This is a genomic window from Vogesella sp. XCS3 (genome assembly GCF_020616155.1).
Taxonomy (GTDB): domain Bacteria; phylum Pseudomonadota; class Gammaproteobacteria; order Burkholderiales; family Chromobacteriaceae; genus Vogesella.
Genome location: NZ_CP085530.1, coordinates 774,697 through 790,556, shown reverse-complemented (window position 1 = coordinate 790,556; position 15,860 = coordinate 774,697). Strand labels below are relative to the sequence as shown.

The 15,860-nt window shown below is 61.6% G+C and carries 10 protein-coding genes; 8 read left to right on the top strand and 2 right to left on the bottom strand.

Annotated features, from left to right (window positions below; translation table 11 throughout):
- Window positions 1-25: 25 nt before the first annotated feature.
- From LCH97_RS03610 to LCH97_RS03595, 4 genes are all read left to right on the top strand, one after another.
- Complete coding sequence (locus LCH97_RS03610; protein WP_227303446.1) at window positions 26-2,893, top strand: ribonucleoside-diphosphate reductase subunit alpha; 2,868 nt, start codon at window positions 26-28, stop codon at window positions 2,891-2,893.
- Between the two features lie 471 nt (window positions 2,894-3,364).
- Window positions 3,365-3,943, top strand: a complete 579-nt coding sequence (locus LCH97_RS03605; protein ID WP_227303445.1) for a hypothetical protein — start codon at window positions 3,365-3,367, stop codon at window positions 3,941-3,943.
- Between the two features lie 208 nt (window positions 3,944-4,151).
- A complete protein-coding gene (locus LCH97_RS03600; RefSeq protein WP_227303444.1) occupies window positions 4,152-5,222 on the top strand; it encodes a ribonucleotide-diphosphate reductase subunit beta in 1,071 nt (356 codons plus the stop codon).
- A 388-nt stretch (window positions 5,223-5,610) separates the two neighbouring features.
- Window positions 5,611-6,690, top strand: coding sequence for a hypothetical protein (locus LCH97_RS03595; RefSeq protein ID WP_227303443.1), 1,080 nt, complete (start codon window positions 5,611-5,613; stop codon window positions 6,688-6,690).
- A gap of 246 nt (window positions 6,691-6,936) precedes the next feature.
- Here LCH97_RS03595 and LCH97_RS03590 read toward each other — a convergent pair whose 3' ends face one another.
- Window positions 6,937-7,413 carry an Lrp/AsnC family transcriptional regulator gene (locus LCH97_RS03590; protein ID WP_227303442.1) on the bottom strand — a complete coding sequence of 159 codons (477 nt, stop codon included), beginning with the start codon at window positions 7,411-7,413 and terminating at the stop codon, window positions 6,937-6,939.
- 120 nt (window positions 7,414-7,533) lie between these two features.
- Here LCH97_RS03590 and LCH97_RS03585 point away from each other — a divergent pair, with 120 nt between their 5' ends.
- Window positions 7,534-8,565: a histone deacetylase family protein gene (locus LCH97_RS03585; protein ID WP_227303441.1), complete on the top strand. Its 1,032-nt coding sequence runs from the start codon at window positions 7,534-7,536 to the stop codon at window positions 8,563-8,565.
- Between the two features lie 37 nt (window positions 8,566-8,602).
- On the opposite strand, the gene LCH97_RS03580 is transcribed toward LCH97_RS03585, so the two are convergent.
- The gene (locus LCH97_RS03580) at window positions 8,603-9,655 is read right to left on the bottom strand and encodes an AraC family transcriptional regulator (protein WP_227303440.1); all 1,053 of its coding nucleotides are present in this window, start codon (window positions 9,653-9,655) and stop codon (window positions 8,603-8,605) included.
- A 377-nt stretch (window positions 9,656-10,032) separates the two neighbouring features.
- On the opposite strand from LCH97_RS03580, the gene LCH97_RS03575 reads away from it, so the two are divergent.
- Genes LCH97_RS03575 through LCH97_RS03565 form a run of 3 tightly spaced genes read left to right on the top strand, consistent with a single transcriptional unit; the run spans window position 10,033 to window position 15,615 of the window.
- Entirely contained in the window at window positions 10,033-11,112 is a 1,080-nt protein-coding gene (locus LCH97_RS03575) for an efflux RND transporter periplasmic adaptor subunit (RefSeq protein ID WP_227303439.1), read from the top strand.
- Window positions 11,105-14,158: an efflux RND transporter permease subunit gene (locus LCH97_RS03570; RefSeq protein ID WP_227303433.1), complete on the top strand. Its 3,054-nt coding sequence runs from the start codon at window positions 11,105-11,107 to the stop codon at window positions 14,156-14,158. The genes LCH97_RS03575 and LCH97_RS03570 overlap by 8 nt, the downstream gene beginning before the upstream one ends.
- A gap of 8 nt (window positions 14,159-14,166) precedes the next feature.
- The gene (locus LCH97_RS03565) at window positions 14,167-15,615 is read left to right on the top strand and encodes a TolC family protein (protein ID WP_227303432.1); all 1,449 of its coding nucleotides are present in this window, start codon (window positions 14,167-14,169) and stop codon (window positions 15,613-15,615) included.
- Window positions 15,616-15,860: the final 245 nt, after the last annotated feature.

Genomic DNA, 15,860 nt, shown 5'->3' with positions numbered 1-15,860 from the left:
CCTACCCATCACGAGGGCAATGACAATGCCACTGACCACCACCGACGCCAACACCGCCGCCGAACTGGGCCGCGCAGCCGCGCCGCAAGCCGACTACAGCCAGTACAAGACCATTCGCCGCAATGGCGCCGTGGTGGCCTTCGAGCCGGTAAAAATCTCTATCGCCATGACCAAGACCTTCCTGGCGGTAATGGGCTCGCAAAGCGTGAACTCCGCCAGCATCCGCGACAAAGTGGCGCACCTTACCGAGGCCGTGGTCAGCGCCCTGATGCGTCGCAAACCGGAAGGCGGCGCCATCCACATCGAAGACATCCAGGATCAGGTAGAGCTGTCGCTGATGCGCGCCGGCGAGCACGACGTGGCCCGCGCCTACGTGCTGTACCGTGACCAGCGCTCGCAAGAACGCGCCGCCCGTGGCGAAGCCCTGCACCAGATCCAGATCAACGTGATCCGCAAAGACGGCCGCAAGCTGCCGCTGGATATCGCCCGCCTGCGCGCCACCATCGAATCCGCTTGCCAGGGCCTGGCCGCCACCGACGTGGACGCCATCTTGTCCGAAACGCTGAAGAACATCTACGACGGCGTACCGGAAGAAGAAGTCAACAAATCGTCCATCCTGGCCGCCCGCGCCCTGATCGAGCAAGACCCGGCTTACGACTACGTAACCGCCCGCCTGCTGCTGGGCAATATCCGCCTGGAAATCCTGGGCGAAGCCATCAGCCAGGAAGAAATGGGCCAGCACTACCCGCTGTACTTCCCTAGCTACGTGAAAAAAGGCATTGCCGCCGAGCTGCTGGACGAAAAGCTGGGCGAATACGACCTGAAAAAACTGGGCGCCGCGCTGAAACCGGAACGCGACCTGCAGTTTGGCTACCTGGGCCTGCAAACCCTGTACGACCGCTACTTCCTGCACATCGACGACACCCGTATCGAAATGCCGCAGGCTTTCTACATGCGTGTGGCCATGGGCCTGGCACTGAACGAAGTAAACCGCGAAGAAAGCGCCATCGCCTTCTACAACGTGCTGTCCAGCTTCGACTTCATGTCGTCCACCCCTACCCTGTTCAACGCCGGTACCCGTCGTAGCCAGCTGTCCAGCTGCTACCTGACCACCATCGCCGACGACCTGGACGGCATCTACGAAGGCATCAAGGAAAACGCCCTGCTGTCCAAGTTTGCCGGTGGCCTGGGTAACGACTGGACGCCAGTACGCGCCATGGGTAGCCACATCAAGGGCACCAACGGCAAATCGCAAGGCGTGGTGCCGTTCCTGAAAGTAGTCAACGACACCGCCGTGGCCGTAAACCAGGGTGGCAAGCGCAAAGGCGCCGTGTGTGCCTACCTGGAAACCTGGCACGCCGACATCGAAGAATTCCTGGAGCTGCGCAAGAACACCGGCGACGACCGCCGCCGCACCCACGACATGAACACCGCCAACTGGATCCCGGACCTGTTCATGAAGCGTGTGATGGAAGGTGGCGAGTGGAGCCTGTTCTCGCCTAGCGAAACGCCAGACCTGCACGACATCTACGGCCAGGCCTTCGAAAAAGCCTACACCGCCTACGAGCAAAAAGGCCGCAACGGCGAGCTGCGCGTATTCAAGCAGATCCCGGCGCTGAGCCTGTGGCGCAAGATGCTGACCATGCTGTTCGAAACCGGCCACCCATGGGTTACCTTCAAAGACCCGTGCAACATCCGTAGCCCGCAACAGCACATGGGCGTGGTACACAGCAGCAACCTGTGCACCGAGATCACCCTGAACACCAACGACGACGAAATCGCCGTGTGCAACCTGGGTTCCGTGAACCTGGCGCGCCACCTGAAACAAGGCGCCAACGGCCCCGAGCTGGACACCGAGAAGCTGCAACGCACCGTACGCGTGGCCCTGCGCATGCTGGACAACGTGATCGACATCAACTTCTACCCGGTGAAAAAAGCACGCAACTCCAACCTGAAGCACCGCCCGGTAGGCATGGGCATCATGGGTTTCCAGGACTGCCTGCACCAGATGCGCGTACCGTACGCCAGCAACGACGCCGTGGAATTTGCCGACGTATCGATGGAAGCCGTGGCCTACTACGCCTACCTGGCCAGCACCGAGCTGGCAGAAGAGCGCGGCCGCTACCCGTCGTACAAAGGCAGCCTGTGGGACCGTGGCATCCTGCCGCACGACAGCATCAACCTGCTGGCGGCCGAACGCGGCGGCTACCTGGAAATGGACCGCAGCGAACGCATGGACTGGAGCAGCCTGCGCAAGCGCATCGCCGAACACGGCATGCGTAACTCCAACGTGCTGGCCATTGCCCCTACCGCCACCATCGCCAACATCATTGGTGTGTCTGCCTCTATCGAGCCGACCTACCAGAACCTGTTCGTGAAATCCAACCTGTCCGGCGAATTCACCGTCACCAACGAATACCTGGTGCGCGACCTGAAAAAACTGGGCCTGTGGGACGAAGTGATGGTCGCCGACCTGAAATACTTCGACGGCAGCCTGGGCCGCATCGACCGCGTACCGGCCGAGCTGAAAGCCATCTACGCCACCGCGTTCGAAGTAGACCCGAGCTGGCTGGTAGAAGCCGCCAGCCGCCGCCAGAAATGGATCGACCAGGCGCAATCGCTGAACCTGTACATGGCCGGCGCATCGGGCAAGAAACTGGACGAGCTGTACAAGCTGGCCTGGGTAAAAGGCCTGAAAACCACCTACTACCTGCGCACCCTGGGCGCCAGCTCCGCCGAGAAATCCACCGGCCGTGGCGGCGAACTGAACGCCGTACCGGTAGCAGGCGGCGCAGCCGCAGCACCCGCCCCGGCAGCCGTGGTAGACACCACCCCGGCCACCGATGCCAAGTTCTGCAGCATCGACAACCCGGATTGCGAAAGCTGCCAGTAAGGAAGTTTGGTCGGAGCGAAGGCTCCGACCGTAGATTTCGGTATTAGCCATACCGGACGGCGGCTGGCAAGCCGCTGAAGGTGAGGAATCAAAAAGCCCTGCAGCCACCGAGCAGGCAATATCGGTGAGAAGTAACCTTGCTTTTTGAAACCAAGCCGACGTGTGATCTGCCGGGCCCGGCAGATCACACAAGCGCCCGCAAGGCGCTATATAAATTTGCCGACATTTAACGTTGGCACCGGTGCCAGCTCAGTGAATGGAATAACACCATGCTAAAGCTGACCACGAAGAGCTGGAAGTTGGAAGTCAATCTTGAGCAAGTTGTAACGCTCCTGATCATTCTGAAAACTTTCTTCTTGCTGTAACGCCGTACAGGGTTGGCCGCATGCGGCCAACCCATCCTCAAGCCGGTTGCCCGCAGCCGGTTTCGGGATGCCCGGCAGCCTAGCTGCCTGCCACACCGGAGAAACCATGACACGACTGTTTGCTGCCTGCGCGCTGGCCACCCTGCTGGCTGGCTGCGCCACCACCGCCGACCAGCTGCGCGGCAGCGTGCAGCCCCCAGCCGGCCAGGGCCATGCCATTGTCGCCATGACCGTACGCACCTACGCGCCAGACACCGCCAGCGCCACGCTGTACTGGTACGGCGTGGACAACGCACTGTCAGGCAGCCTGCGCGCCGACTTTGCCCAGGACACCATCTTTGGCCCGGTGGGCAGCACCTCGGCAGACGGCAAGCTGCAGCTACTGGCCCTGCCGCCCGGGCGCTACCAGCTGGGCCACGCGGTAGCACGCTGGCGCAGCGATACCGGTGGTGACGACCTGGCCATCAACGTGCCGCGCATCGTTACCCTGCCGCTGAACCTGCCGTTCAGCGTGCAAGCCGGCCAAAGCGTGTACCTGGGCGACATCCGCTTCAACCTGGATTACCGCCCCGACACCACCGTGCTGGACTCGCGCCAGCGCGACTACGGCCATATGCAGCGCATGTGGAAAGTAAACGATAGCAACAGCGTGCAGCCGCAACTATTGCCAGGCGTGCAGCAGTAAACCCGTACCCAAGGTTGGCCGCACGCGGCCAACCCATCCTCAAGCCGGTTGCCCCCAGCCGGTTTCGGGATGACGCGGCGCCCTCCCACCAGACGGCGCGCCACCACCGTAGCCCGGGCCAGCACCACACGCACCGGCTACACGCAAACAGACAACCCGGGCGGGCCGCCAACGCCCCCGCCCAAACCGATAATACTGGAGCCAAACCATGAGCCTGTCCTTCGACGACACCCCTGTTACCGCCACCCCGGCAGCCGCCGCAGCCGGCCGTGTAAACGCCGTAGACAAACGCGTGATCAACGGCAAAACCGACGTGAACCAGCTGGTACCGTTCAAGCACAAATGGGCGTGGGAAAAATACCTGGCCCAGTGCGCCAACCACTGGATGCCGCAAGAAGTAAACATGCAGCGCGACATCGAACAGTGGAAAACCGGCCAGCTGTCCGAAGACGAAATGCGCATCGTCAAGCGCAACCTGGGCTTCTTTGTAACCGCCGACAGCCTGGCCGCCAACAACATCGTACTGGGCACCTACCGCCAGATCACCAGCCCGGAATGCCGCCAGTTCCTGCTGCGCCAGGCCTTTGACGAAGCCATCCACACCCACGCCTACCAGTACATCGTGGAAAGCCTGGGCCTGGACGAAGGCGAAGTATTCAACGCCTACAACGAAATCAAATCCATCCGCGACAAAGACGAATTCCTGCTGCCGTTCATCAACGTGCTGTGCAACCCGGAATTCAAGACCGGCACCCTGGAAACCGACCAGACCCTGCTGAAATCGCTGATCGTGTTTGCCTGCATCATGGAAGGCCTGTTCTTCTACGTCGGCTTCGTGCAAATCCTGGCGCTGGGCCGCCAGAACAAGATGACCGGCGCCGCCGAGCAGTACCAGTACATCCTGCGCGACGAGTCCATGCACTGCAACTTCGGCATCGACCTGATCAACACCATCAAGCTGGAACAGCCGGAAATCTGGACCGACAGCTTCAAGGCCGAGATCACCGAGCTGTTCAAGCACGCCGTAGAGCTGGAATACGCCTACGCCGAAGACACCATGCCACGCGGCGTACTGGGCCTGAACGCCAGCATGTTCAAGGAATACCTGCGCTTCATCGCCAACCGCCGCATGCAGCAAATCGGCCTGGACCAGCTGTTCCCCGGCGTGAACAACCCGTTCCCGTGGATGAGCGAAATGATCGACCTGAAGAAAGAGAAAAACTTCTTCGAGACACGTGTCACCGAATACCAGACTGGCGGCGCGCTGAGCTGGGATTAAAAGGAGGTGTCAGAAATCGGAAAGATTGAAATTTTGTAGTCAAAGTTTGCAATTTCCGATAGCCAAAGCATGAAATTTTGCTTTGCACGAAGAAAAGGCCCTGCAGTTGCGGGGCCTTCGTCATGAGCTGGAGATGTTGACCGTTCATAAAACAGTTATGCACTGGCAAGAACGTGGACTTCGGTTTGTCGGCCAAGCAGTCAATAGTGCCTATGTGGATGGGTGACAGATAAGCAGCGAATGTAGTCTTTCATCGACTTTACGCATCCTAGCCACCAGGATTGTTGCCGCATCGAGGTCTAATTCGACGGTTTGGCGGATTAACACGAGCTGGATGGCCGCAACAGCAGTAAGGGGATCGATTACCTGATTATATGGAAAATGGAAAATGGAAAAATTTGATATCTCAAAAAAAATAGAATCAGATATATTTCAGAAAATAGAAAACATTCACGCCCTAGTGACTCAGAGAGAGAGAACGCACAACCTATGTATTGAAAATTACCTTAAGTTTGGCAGTCCTGACAAAGATAAGGATCTCAAAACTCTAAACCAAGCTCTAGGCGATGCAATCCTGAACTCAATGTCATCACTGATAGACTATTATTGCATTTACTGCATGATCAACATCGGGGTGAGCAAAGGAAAAATAAGAAAGGTTCAATATCGACCAATTGGGAAGAGCTTCTTAATAGAAAACAGTTGCTTAACAAAAGAAGAAAAGACTAAATCTTCGCTAGATATTTTTAAGAAAAAATTCGAAGAAAGGCTGCAGGCAGAATGTGGTATTGAGGCAAAAGACATCAATCTTTATCATTATTGGATTGGTTACCTGGCCGATGCCATATCAAGCACACTTCATGAGTATGGTGTTTTAGAGAAAAAAAGAGCCTCCTTAGCTTTTGATCCCAACAATAATAGCCTTGAATTCCGTAGTGAGATAACACAATATCATAACTGCATGAATTTCCTATATTGCAACCCTTGTAGTAACTCCGGTGTAAGATGTAGCATCTACATCGATATAAATAATTGTCTTAAACACAACGCCATTCCTTACGTAATACAAAGAATAGAGGAATTTAAAGATCCTGATGAAAAAATAATTTACTCATTCTTCGAAATAGAAAATTATAAATCCGTATTCCTGAAGGATGGTTTTTTGAGGGAAATTTCAGAGATTGATTTCAATGAGCTAAAAACCAACCTAGAATTCAAATCCGCCAATGGTAATTACGAGCTATGCCCACTGGAGCAAAAGTGGGAAATTAGAGACATTATTAGAATTGACAAAACCAATGGCTTCGTTAGTAAAGATGGAGAAACCTTGTTCTTTTTCGTGGATGGGGTATTTTTTGCAAAGACAAGAAAGTCCACTCTCATTGATGCTGAAAAGAGCTTCAAAGCTGTTTTGAGCTTCTTAATTGATCAGATAGAAAACAAGGTTCGGTATTTCAACGATCAATAATGATTACCATCCCCTGTGGGCGGGAGACTAGCAAATGAAGCCAACTTCACCTAGCTGGGACAGACCACCCCACCATAAAAGGTTGGCCGCATCACCCTTATACAAGGCGTGCGGCCAACCTTTTGCCTTCACTCCCGCCTACTGCCTGTTTGCCGGTGCTACCCCCTTCCCCGGATGCGCCGTTGGCTTATCCGGGCTACACGCTTGCCCTTCCCCAGATGTGCCGCTGGCCTATGCGGGCGTGTTTCACAACGGCAGGCGGTAGTCTGCTTTCACTTCTTTCAGCGCCAGGTTGGAGTGAATGGTGTGTATACCGGGGATGGCGCGCAGCCACTCTACAAACTGGCTGTAGTGGTCCAGGTTGCTGGCCACTACCAGCAGCATGTAGTCGGCGTTGCCGGTGACTTTGTGGCATGTCAGCACCTGGGCGTGGTCGCGTACCAGGGCTTCGAATGCGGCGGGCTGCGGGTTGCCTACGCTGGCAAAGCTCAGGCTGACGTAGGCAAACACGTCCAGGCCCAGGCGGCGGCGGTCCAGGTTGGCCTGGTAGCCGCGGATATAGCCGTCGTCCTGCAGCCGTTTGAGGCGGCGCCAGCACGGTGTCACGCTTAGCGCCAGGCGCTCGGCCAGCTGCGGGGTAGACAGTGCGCCGTCTTGCTGTACATGCCGCAATATGGCCAGGTCGGTATCGTCCAGCGCTGCGGTGGGGTTTTCTTTTTTCATATTTGCCGTTCTAGCCGTTTTCTTTTCTGGATGCTGGCCAACAATAGCAAGAAAAGCAAAATTTTTGCCAGCGGTGCGCCGTAGACTATCTGGCATCCCTTTCTGACAAGAGCGCCCACCATGCTGACCGTCTACAGCCCCGACCACCAACTGCACCACGCCAGCGAACTGAAAGACGGCAAGGTGTCGCCGTGTTTTGAAATGCCGCAGCGTGCCGAAATCGTGCTGGCGCGCAGCCTGCAGGTAGGGCTGGGCGATATCGTGCCGCCGCAGGCTTTCGGGCCGCAACACTACGCCCGCGTGCACAGCGCGCGTTATGTGCGCTTTTTGCAGCAGGCTTGGGCCGAGTGGCAGGCGCTGGGCCACAGCCACGATGCGCTGCCACTGGTGTGGCCGGTGCGCGATTTGCGTAGCGATATCGAGCCGGAATATATCGACGGCAAGCTGGGCTTTTATGCCATGGACGCCGGCGTGGCCATTACCGCCGGCACATGGCAGGCCGTAAGCAGCAGCGCCAACCTGGCGCTAACGGGCGCCAGCCTGCTGCATGGCGGCCAACGCAGCGCCTTTGCCCTGTGCCGCCCGCCCGGCCACCACGCCGCCGCCGAGTATATGGGCGGTTATTGCTACCTGAACAACGCCGCCATTGCCGCGCAGTGGAGCCTGGACAACGGCAGCCGGCGCGTGGCGGTGCTGGATGTGGATTTTCACCACGGCAACGGCACGCAGAGCATCTTTTACGAGCGTAGCGACGTGCTGTTTGTGTCGCTGCACGGCGACCCGCGCCGCTCCTACCCGTATTTTTCCGGCCACCGCGACGAAACCGGCCGTGGCGCCGGCTTGGGCTTTAACCTGAACTACCCGCTGCCACACGGCACGGCGTGGGATGGCTACGACGAGGCGCTGCAACACGCTTGCGGCCAACTGCGCCAATACCGGCCCGACCTGCTGGTGGTGTCGCTGGGGGTGGATACCTACGAAGGCGACCCGATCAGCCACTTCCGCCTGGGTACGGGCGATTTCAGCCGCATCGGCGCCGCCATTGCCGCCGTGGGCGTGCCGACGCTGTTTGTGATGGAAGGCGGCTATATGGTGGACGAAATCGGCATCAACGCCGTGAACGTGCTGCAGGGCTTTGAGCAGCAAGCCTGATGCAGTGCGCATCAGCCGCTTGATGCACCACGCAAGGCTAGCCCTCGCGCGGGCGCTGGCGGTAATCGCTGGGTAGCATGCCAGACCAGCGCTTGAACGCGCGGCGAAACGAACGGGCGTCGGCATAGCCCAGCTGTTCGGCAATCACCGCCAGGCTCAGCGTGGTGTTGTCCAGCAGCTCGCACGCGGCCTGGTAACGGGTACTGTCGCGCAGGTGGCGATAGCTGGTGCCCTGTTGCTCCAGCCGACGGCGCAGCGAGCGCGCGCTGACATTGACCATACTGGCCACCGCCTGCTGGTCATCACCCTGCACGCTGGCGTAACGGATATGGTTGCTGACGGTTTCGATCAGCTGGTGGCGCCCCGGCACCGGCTGCAGCAGCGCGTCCAGTTGCCGGCGCAATGCCTGGCTGGCGATGCGGTCGTACCCCGGTAAACGGGCACCCAGCCAGTGGGCCTCGAACACCATCAGGTTGCTGCCGGCGCCAAAGCGTACCGGGCACGCAAAGTAGCGGCGGTACTGGGCATGGTGTGGTGGCTGGGCCCGCGCCAGGTCGATACGCAGTGGCCGAAAGTCCGGCCCTAGCAGATAGCGCGCCACCGCCACGGCGCCGGCCAGGGTTTCATCGATCAGGTAGTTTTCTATTTCCCAATCGTAGCGGTGGCTCACCAGTTGCAAGCGCATTTCGTTGCCGTGCTCGCTTACCTGTAGCTGCACCATGGTGCCCGCCTCCTGCTGGTGCGCCAGCACATAACGCATGGCTTCGCCCATGGTCTCGCAGGTGAGCATGACCAGGCCGGCCACGCCCCAGCTCACCGGCGTTTCGCGGGCGCCGGCGGCCAGGCCCAGCGCCGGCTCGTTCAGCAACTGCTGCGCACGCAGAATCAGGGCACGCACCTGCCTGTGGGACAGCCGTAACTGATACGCCAGCAGATCTTCATAACGGATGCCCAGGCCCTGGCACAGGCGCTCTGGGCTATGGCCCCGATCTTCCACCAGCCCCAGTAACGAGCGGGCAATGGTGGGGATGATGTTGGCCGTATTTGTTACATCGGCGACGCCAGCGTCAGCATGATGATGGGGGGTCATAGGGTCTTTCCTTGCCGGTAAGCTTGGTTTGCATGGTGACAAAGCCGGCCGAAATTGTCACCCATGCAGCGTTTGTTGCCCTGGCATGCCTTGGCAACAATGTCAGAACAATGCATTGATATGATTGAAATATAGCCATATCCCTACTGAAATATCATGGAAAACCATGGCCGGAATTGACTTTGTTATGGCCGAAAAAGACCCACAAGGTGCCCAAAGGGCCAGATGGCGCCGCCCTTGGCCTGTCATGCACCACCTATGGCCGGTTTTGTCCTAACTGCCACATTGCCGGTGCGCTTAAAGTCCCCGCTGACCGCCTGTAGCTGCCATGTGCTGCGCAGGTACTTCGCTTATCTGCTCTGTTACGGAGACCCACCGTGCCCCTTACTTTCACCCTGCGCCCGCCCTTGCTGCTGACGCTATCGATACTGGGACTGACTGCCTGCAATGAAGCACCGCACCCGCCCAGCCAAACCGCCCCCCGCCCTGCCCTGGTCGTACACGCCGGGGGCAGCGCCCAGCAAGGGCCGGCCTACATTGCCGAAGTGCGCGCCGTATCGCGCGCCGAGCTGGCCTTTGCCGTGTCCGGCCGCGTGGCCAGCCTGCATGCCGACGTGGGCGACCCGGTCCGTGCCGGCCAACTGCTGGCCGAACTGGACACCGCCCCGCTGCGTGCACAATGGCAGGCCGCCAGCAGTGATGAAGCCGCCGCACGCGTGCGCTGGCAAGAGGTGAAGCAGCGCCACGCGCGTACCCAGGCGGCCCAGCAGGGCCAGGCCATCAGTGCCGGCGAGATGGATGCCATCAAGGCCGAGCTGGATGCGGCCACCGCTGCACTGGGCGCTGCCAGCGCACAACGCAGCCAGGCAGACTGGGCGCTGGCCCAGGCCAGCCTGCGCGCACCGGTAGACGGTGTAGTGGGCAGCCGCCAGCTGGCTGTGGGGCAGAGTGCCGGCCCAGGTGCCAGCGTATTTGCCATAGAAGGCAGCGGCCGCGAGTTGTCCCTGTGGCTGCCGGCGCATATCAAACTGGCCACCGGCCAGCGCGTAGCGCTGCAGCACCAGGGCCGCCAGTACGGCGGCAGCGTACTGCGGGTGGCCGCCACGCTGGGGGCTGGCGGTCAGCGCCAGATATTTATTAGTGCACCGGCACACGCGCAGGCGGGTGATACCTGGCAAGTCATGCTGGGCCACGGTGCCGGTAACGGTATCAGCATTCCACTGCGCGCCCTGCTGCCCGGGCATAACACGCAACAAGGGCATGTGCTGCGCCTGGCCGCCGATGGCCAGACAGTGCAAAAAGTGGCCGTGGTGGCCGGCGAGGTGCAAGACGACCGCATCCGCATTGTCAGCGGCCTGAAAGCCGGCGATTCGGTAGTGGTGGCTGGCGCCGCCGCCATAGTGCCGGGCACCCGCGTAACACCGGTACTGCAGCGTGACGGGGGTAACCATGAGTAATCTGGCAGCCGCCGCATTGGCGCGACCCCGCTTTACCTTGCTGGCCGTGCTGGCCATCGTGCTGGCTGGCCTGTGGCTGGTACTGGACTTTCCGTCTACCGAAGAGCCGCCGGTCACCATCCGCACCGCGACGGTGCTCAGCTACGTGCCGGGCGCAAATACCGAGCGCATGGAACAACTGCTTGCCCGCCCTACCGAAGAAAGCATTCTGGGCCTGCCGGAAGTCAAACGCGTCAAAACCACCGTCCGCCCCGGCCTGGCCTTTACCTATGTCGAGCTGCACCCCTCGGTAAGCGCCGACAAATTGCCCGGCGTCTGGCAGCGCTTGCGCAACCGTATGAACGACCTGCGCCCGCAGTTGCCGGAAGGCAGCGTCGGGCCGATGGTGGATGACGAATTCGGCCGCGTGGCGGTGCTGACGCTGGGCCTGAGCGGCCAGGGTTACTCCGCCGGCGAGCTGCGTCATCAGGCACGCCAGCTACGCGACCAGCTGTTGCGCGTGCCCGGTGTGGAACGCGTGACCTTGCACGGCATCCGTGACGAAGAAGTGCAAGTGCTGCTGGACATCCCGGCGCTGGCAGCGCGCGGCCTGTCGCCGGCCGTGGTCACCGACGCCATCGCGCGCCGCAATATCGTGGCACCGGCTGGCTTTGTGGATATTGGTGGCAGCGAGCTGGCGCTGAATGTCAGCGGTGATGCGGCCAACCCGGTCGAGCTGGGCCATACCGTGATTGCGCTACCCTCTGGCGGCAGCGTACTGCTGAACCAGGTGGCCCGCGTGGTACGCCACACGCAAGACCCGCCGCTAAGCGGCGCTTTTGTCGATGGCGCACCGGCCGCTGTGGTGGCGGTATCGATGGAAAACGGGCTCAACGTGGTGAGCTTTGCCGCCACGCTGCGCCACGAAGTGACCCAGCTGGAAGCTAGCCTGCCCGCCGGCATGAAGCTGTCGCCGATTACCGACCAGGCGCAAATCGTGACCAAGCAGCTGAAGCAGGTAGGCCAGGTATTCCTGGAAACCACGCTGATCGTGATGGGCGTGGTGGTGCTGTTTCTGGGCTGGCGCACCGGCCTGATCGTGGGCGCTATCGTGCCCACCACGGTGCTGGGCACACTGGCCATCATGAAGCTGATCGGCATCGACCTGCACATCATCTCGATTGGCGCCATCATCATTGCGCTGGGCCTGTTCGTGGATAACGCCATCGTGGTGGCCGAAGACATGGAACGCCGGCTGGCGCTGGGCCAGAGCCGTACCGAGGCGGCTGCCGAAGCGGGCCGCAGCATGTTTGTGCCGCTGTTGGTGTCGTCGCTGGCCATTATCCTTACCTTCATGCCGCTGGTGCTGTCCAGCACCGAAACCGGCGAATACCTGCGCAGCATGGGTATCGTCATGGCCATCGCGCTGCTGCTGTCGCTGCTGCTGGCCGTTACCTTCACCCCGCTGCTATGCCAGCGCTTTGCCCACCACCACGCCGAGCTCAGCCGCACCGCGCAGGCGGTGGAAGCCATTACCGGCTGGTACCGTGGCAAAGTGCGCTGGATTCTGGGCCACAAGACGGTGTACATCGGCAGCATGTTGTTGCTGCTGGCCGGTGCCGGCTGGCTGTTTGCCCACGTGCCGTCCGAGCTGATGCCGGCGTCCGAGCGCCGTCAGCTGCAAATGGCCATCGAGCTATCACCGGATAGCAGCACCCGCCACACCCTGGCGCTCAGTGCGCAGATCAGCCAGGCGCTGGCCGACCGCAAGGCCTTCCCGGAGCTGGCCAGCCACGCGCTGTACATGGGTGATGGCGGGCCGCGTTTCATCCTGGCGCTGAACCCGCCTACCCCGGCCGGCCACCGTGCCTACGCTGTGCTGACGCTGGCCGACGGCGTACGTCACGCCGATGCCGTCAATGCGCTGCACCACAAGTTGGCCGCACGCTTCCCGGATGTACGCTTCGAGCCCAAACGCTTCTCGATGGGTTCGTCGGATGCGGGCGTAGCGCAATTCCGCCTCAGCAGTAGCGACGGGCGCAGCCATCTGGTCGCCGCAGAGCAGCTGTACGCCGCCTTGCAGGCTATTCCCGGCCTGCAGCAACTCAGTAGCGATGCCGAGCACCCCATCCTGCAGCTGGACGTGCAAGTAGACCAAGCCCGTGCCCACGCCGCCGGCGTGAGCAGCCGCGACATTGCGCAAAGCCTGGACACCCTGCTGGCCGGCAGTGTGGCCAGCCATTACCGCGAAGGCGATACCCTGCTGCCAGTGGTCGTCCGCGGTGACAGCACGCTGCGCGACAGCGTAGCCCGCCTGCAGGCACTGCCGGTACAAGGCAGCGCCCAGCAACGTGCAGTCACGCTGGGCCAGGTCGCCAGCATCCGCCTGGCAAGCCAGCCTGCCGTCATCCAGCGGGTAGACCAGCAACGCACCGTTACCCTGCTGGCACGCCACCCGCAACTGACTGCGCAAGGCATTGCCGACAAGGTGGCGGCCACTACAGCAGGCCTGACGGCCAACGGCAAAGTCAGCGTGACGCTGGGGGGTGAAATCGAAGAAGGCGCCAGCGCCAATAACGCCATCGTCAAACTGCTGCCAGCGTGCGTGATGGTGATGTTCCTGCTGTTCGTGTGGCAATTCGACAGCGTGCGCAAGAGCCTGATCGTGCTGGCCAGCATCCCCTTTGTGTCCATCGGGGCGGCACTGGCGCTAACCCTCAGCGGCACCACGCTGACCTTTGTCGGCACCCTGGGCCTGCTGGCGCTAGCCGGCATCATCGTGAACAACGCGGTGCTACTGCTGGACGCCATCGACGAAGCGCGCCGCGACGGCCTGCCAGCGCTGCAAGCCATCGAGGACGCCGCCGCCAAACGCCTGCGCCCCATCGTGATGACCAAGATGGTGTGCATCCTGGGCTTGCTGCCGCTGTGGCTGTTTGGCGGTGCGGTGTGGAACAGCCTGGCCGTGGTGATGATGGGCGGCCTTGCGCTGGGCACGCTGATCACGCTGGGCCTGATTCCGGCCCTGTACGCCAGTTTCTATCGTGTCGGCCAGCCGACCAGCTAAGGATTACCATGTTTGCTTCTATCCCTACCCCTACCCGCCACGCCGTGCTGCTGGCGCTGGCCCTGCTCACCGGCTGCGCAGCCGTGGCACCACCCAGCCACATACCGGCCAGCCAGCAACAGCTGGCGGCCAACCCCAGCCCGGCCGCCCAGTCCGCCGGTATCGCACGCGGCCAACTGGCCACCGACTGGTGGCAGGTGCTGGCCGACCCGCAGCTGAACACCCTGCTGCAGCAAGCCATGCAACACAACCACCAGCGCCAGGCGGCACTGGCCACGGTACGCGCCGCGCGCCATGCCGCCGATGCCACCCGTCGCGAAGCCTTGCCGCAAGGCAGCCTGAGCGCGCAGGCACAACGCCAGCAGCTGTCCAGCATCGAGGTTGACCCGTATCGCCAGGGCCAGCCCCGGCCGCCGGTGCAACAGCTGGGCATCGTGCAACAAAGCGTCAGTTGGGAGCTGGACCTGTTCGGCCGCGCCGGTACCGCTGCCGCCATCGCCGAGCGCCAGGCCGACCTGCAAGCTGCAGACTTGCGTGCCGCCACCCTGCTGCTGCAGGCCGACGTGGTGCGCCAATACACGCGCTGGCAGCAAGCCGGCTTGAACCGCAGCCTGCTGCTGGACGAGCTGGATACCCTGCAACAGCGACACGCCCAGCTGCAGCGCCGCCAGCAAGCCGGCCTGGCCGACCCCCGCGATGTTCTGGCCGCTGCCGCCACCAGCCAGCAAATACAGGCCGAACTGGCTGTTAATGATGCCAACGCCGCGGCGGCGGCGGCCGCGCTGGCGGTATTGTGTGGCCGTACACCACTAGGCACGGTGCAGGGCGAACAGGCGCCGCGGCTACCCGCAGTGCCGGCCGACACGGCCATCATCTACCCGGACGACTTGCTGGCGCGCCGCCCGGATATCGCCCGCGCCGACGCCCAGTTACGCATCAGCCTGGGCGAAGCGGTACTGGCCGACCGCGCCTACCTGCCGCGCCTCAGCCTCAACCTGGCCGCCGGGGTGATGGGACCGTTCGGCCAGCTGGGCAACGCCGACGCGCTGCGTTATGCGCTGGGTCCCGCATTCAGCTGGGACTGGCTGGACGCGGGGCGGCGCGCCGCACGCCAGGCCGGCGCCAACCAGCAACGCCAGGCGGCGTGGCATCTATACGAGCAAACGGTGCTGACCGCGCTGCAAGAAAGCGAAGCCAGCCTGCGGCAGTGGCAAGCCAGTCGCAGCCAGCTAGCCAGCGCCGAGGCTGCCACCCGGCTGGCCGCACAATCGGCAGCCTACAGCCACACCCGCAGCCAGACCGGGCTGGAGCCGCAGCACCTGGCACTAAGCCAGCACGCCACAGCCCTGCAGGCCCAGCGCAGCGAGTTGGCCGCGCGCGCAGCCGCTATCGAAGCTTACGTACAAGTACAGCTCACGCTCGGTGCCTGGCAGGCGGCACCGGGCAGCGAGGGTTAAGCGCCAGCCAGGGGGCAACACCTGCGTTTTGCCCCCTGGCTTTACCATTGGCCGAACGCCTCCGGCCCGGCATCGGCACTGTGTTCCGGCACCCGGCGGCTGTAGCGGTGCAGGCTTGTCTCGCAGAGGGCCCTGCCAAGGGCAACGTGATGATCAAAATGGCTTGCTAGCACCGCGCGGTTGCACCCGTAACCGAATGCCCCGCTGCCGTACTGCGCCTGGCTGCGCTATGCTGCACGGGTTTT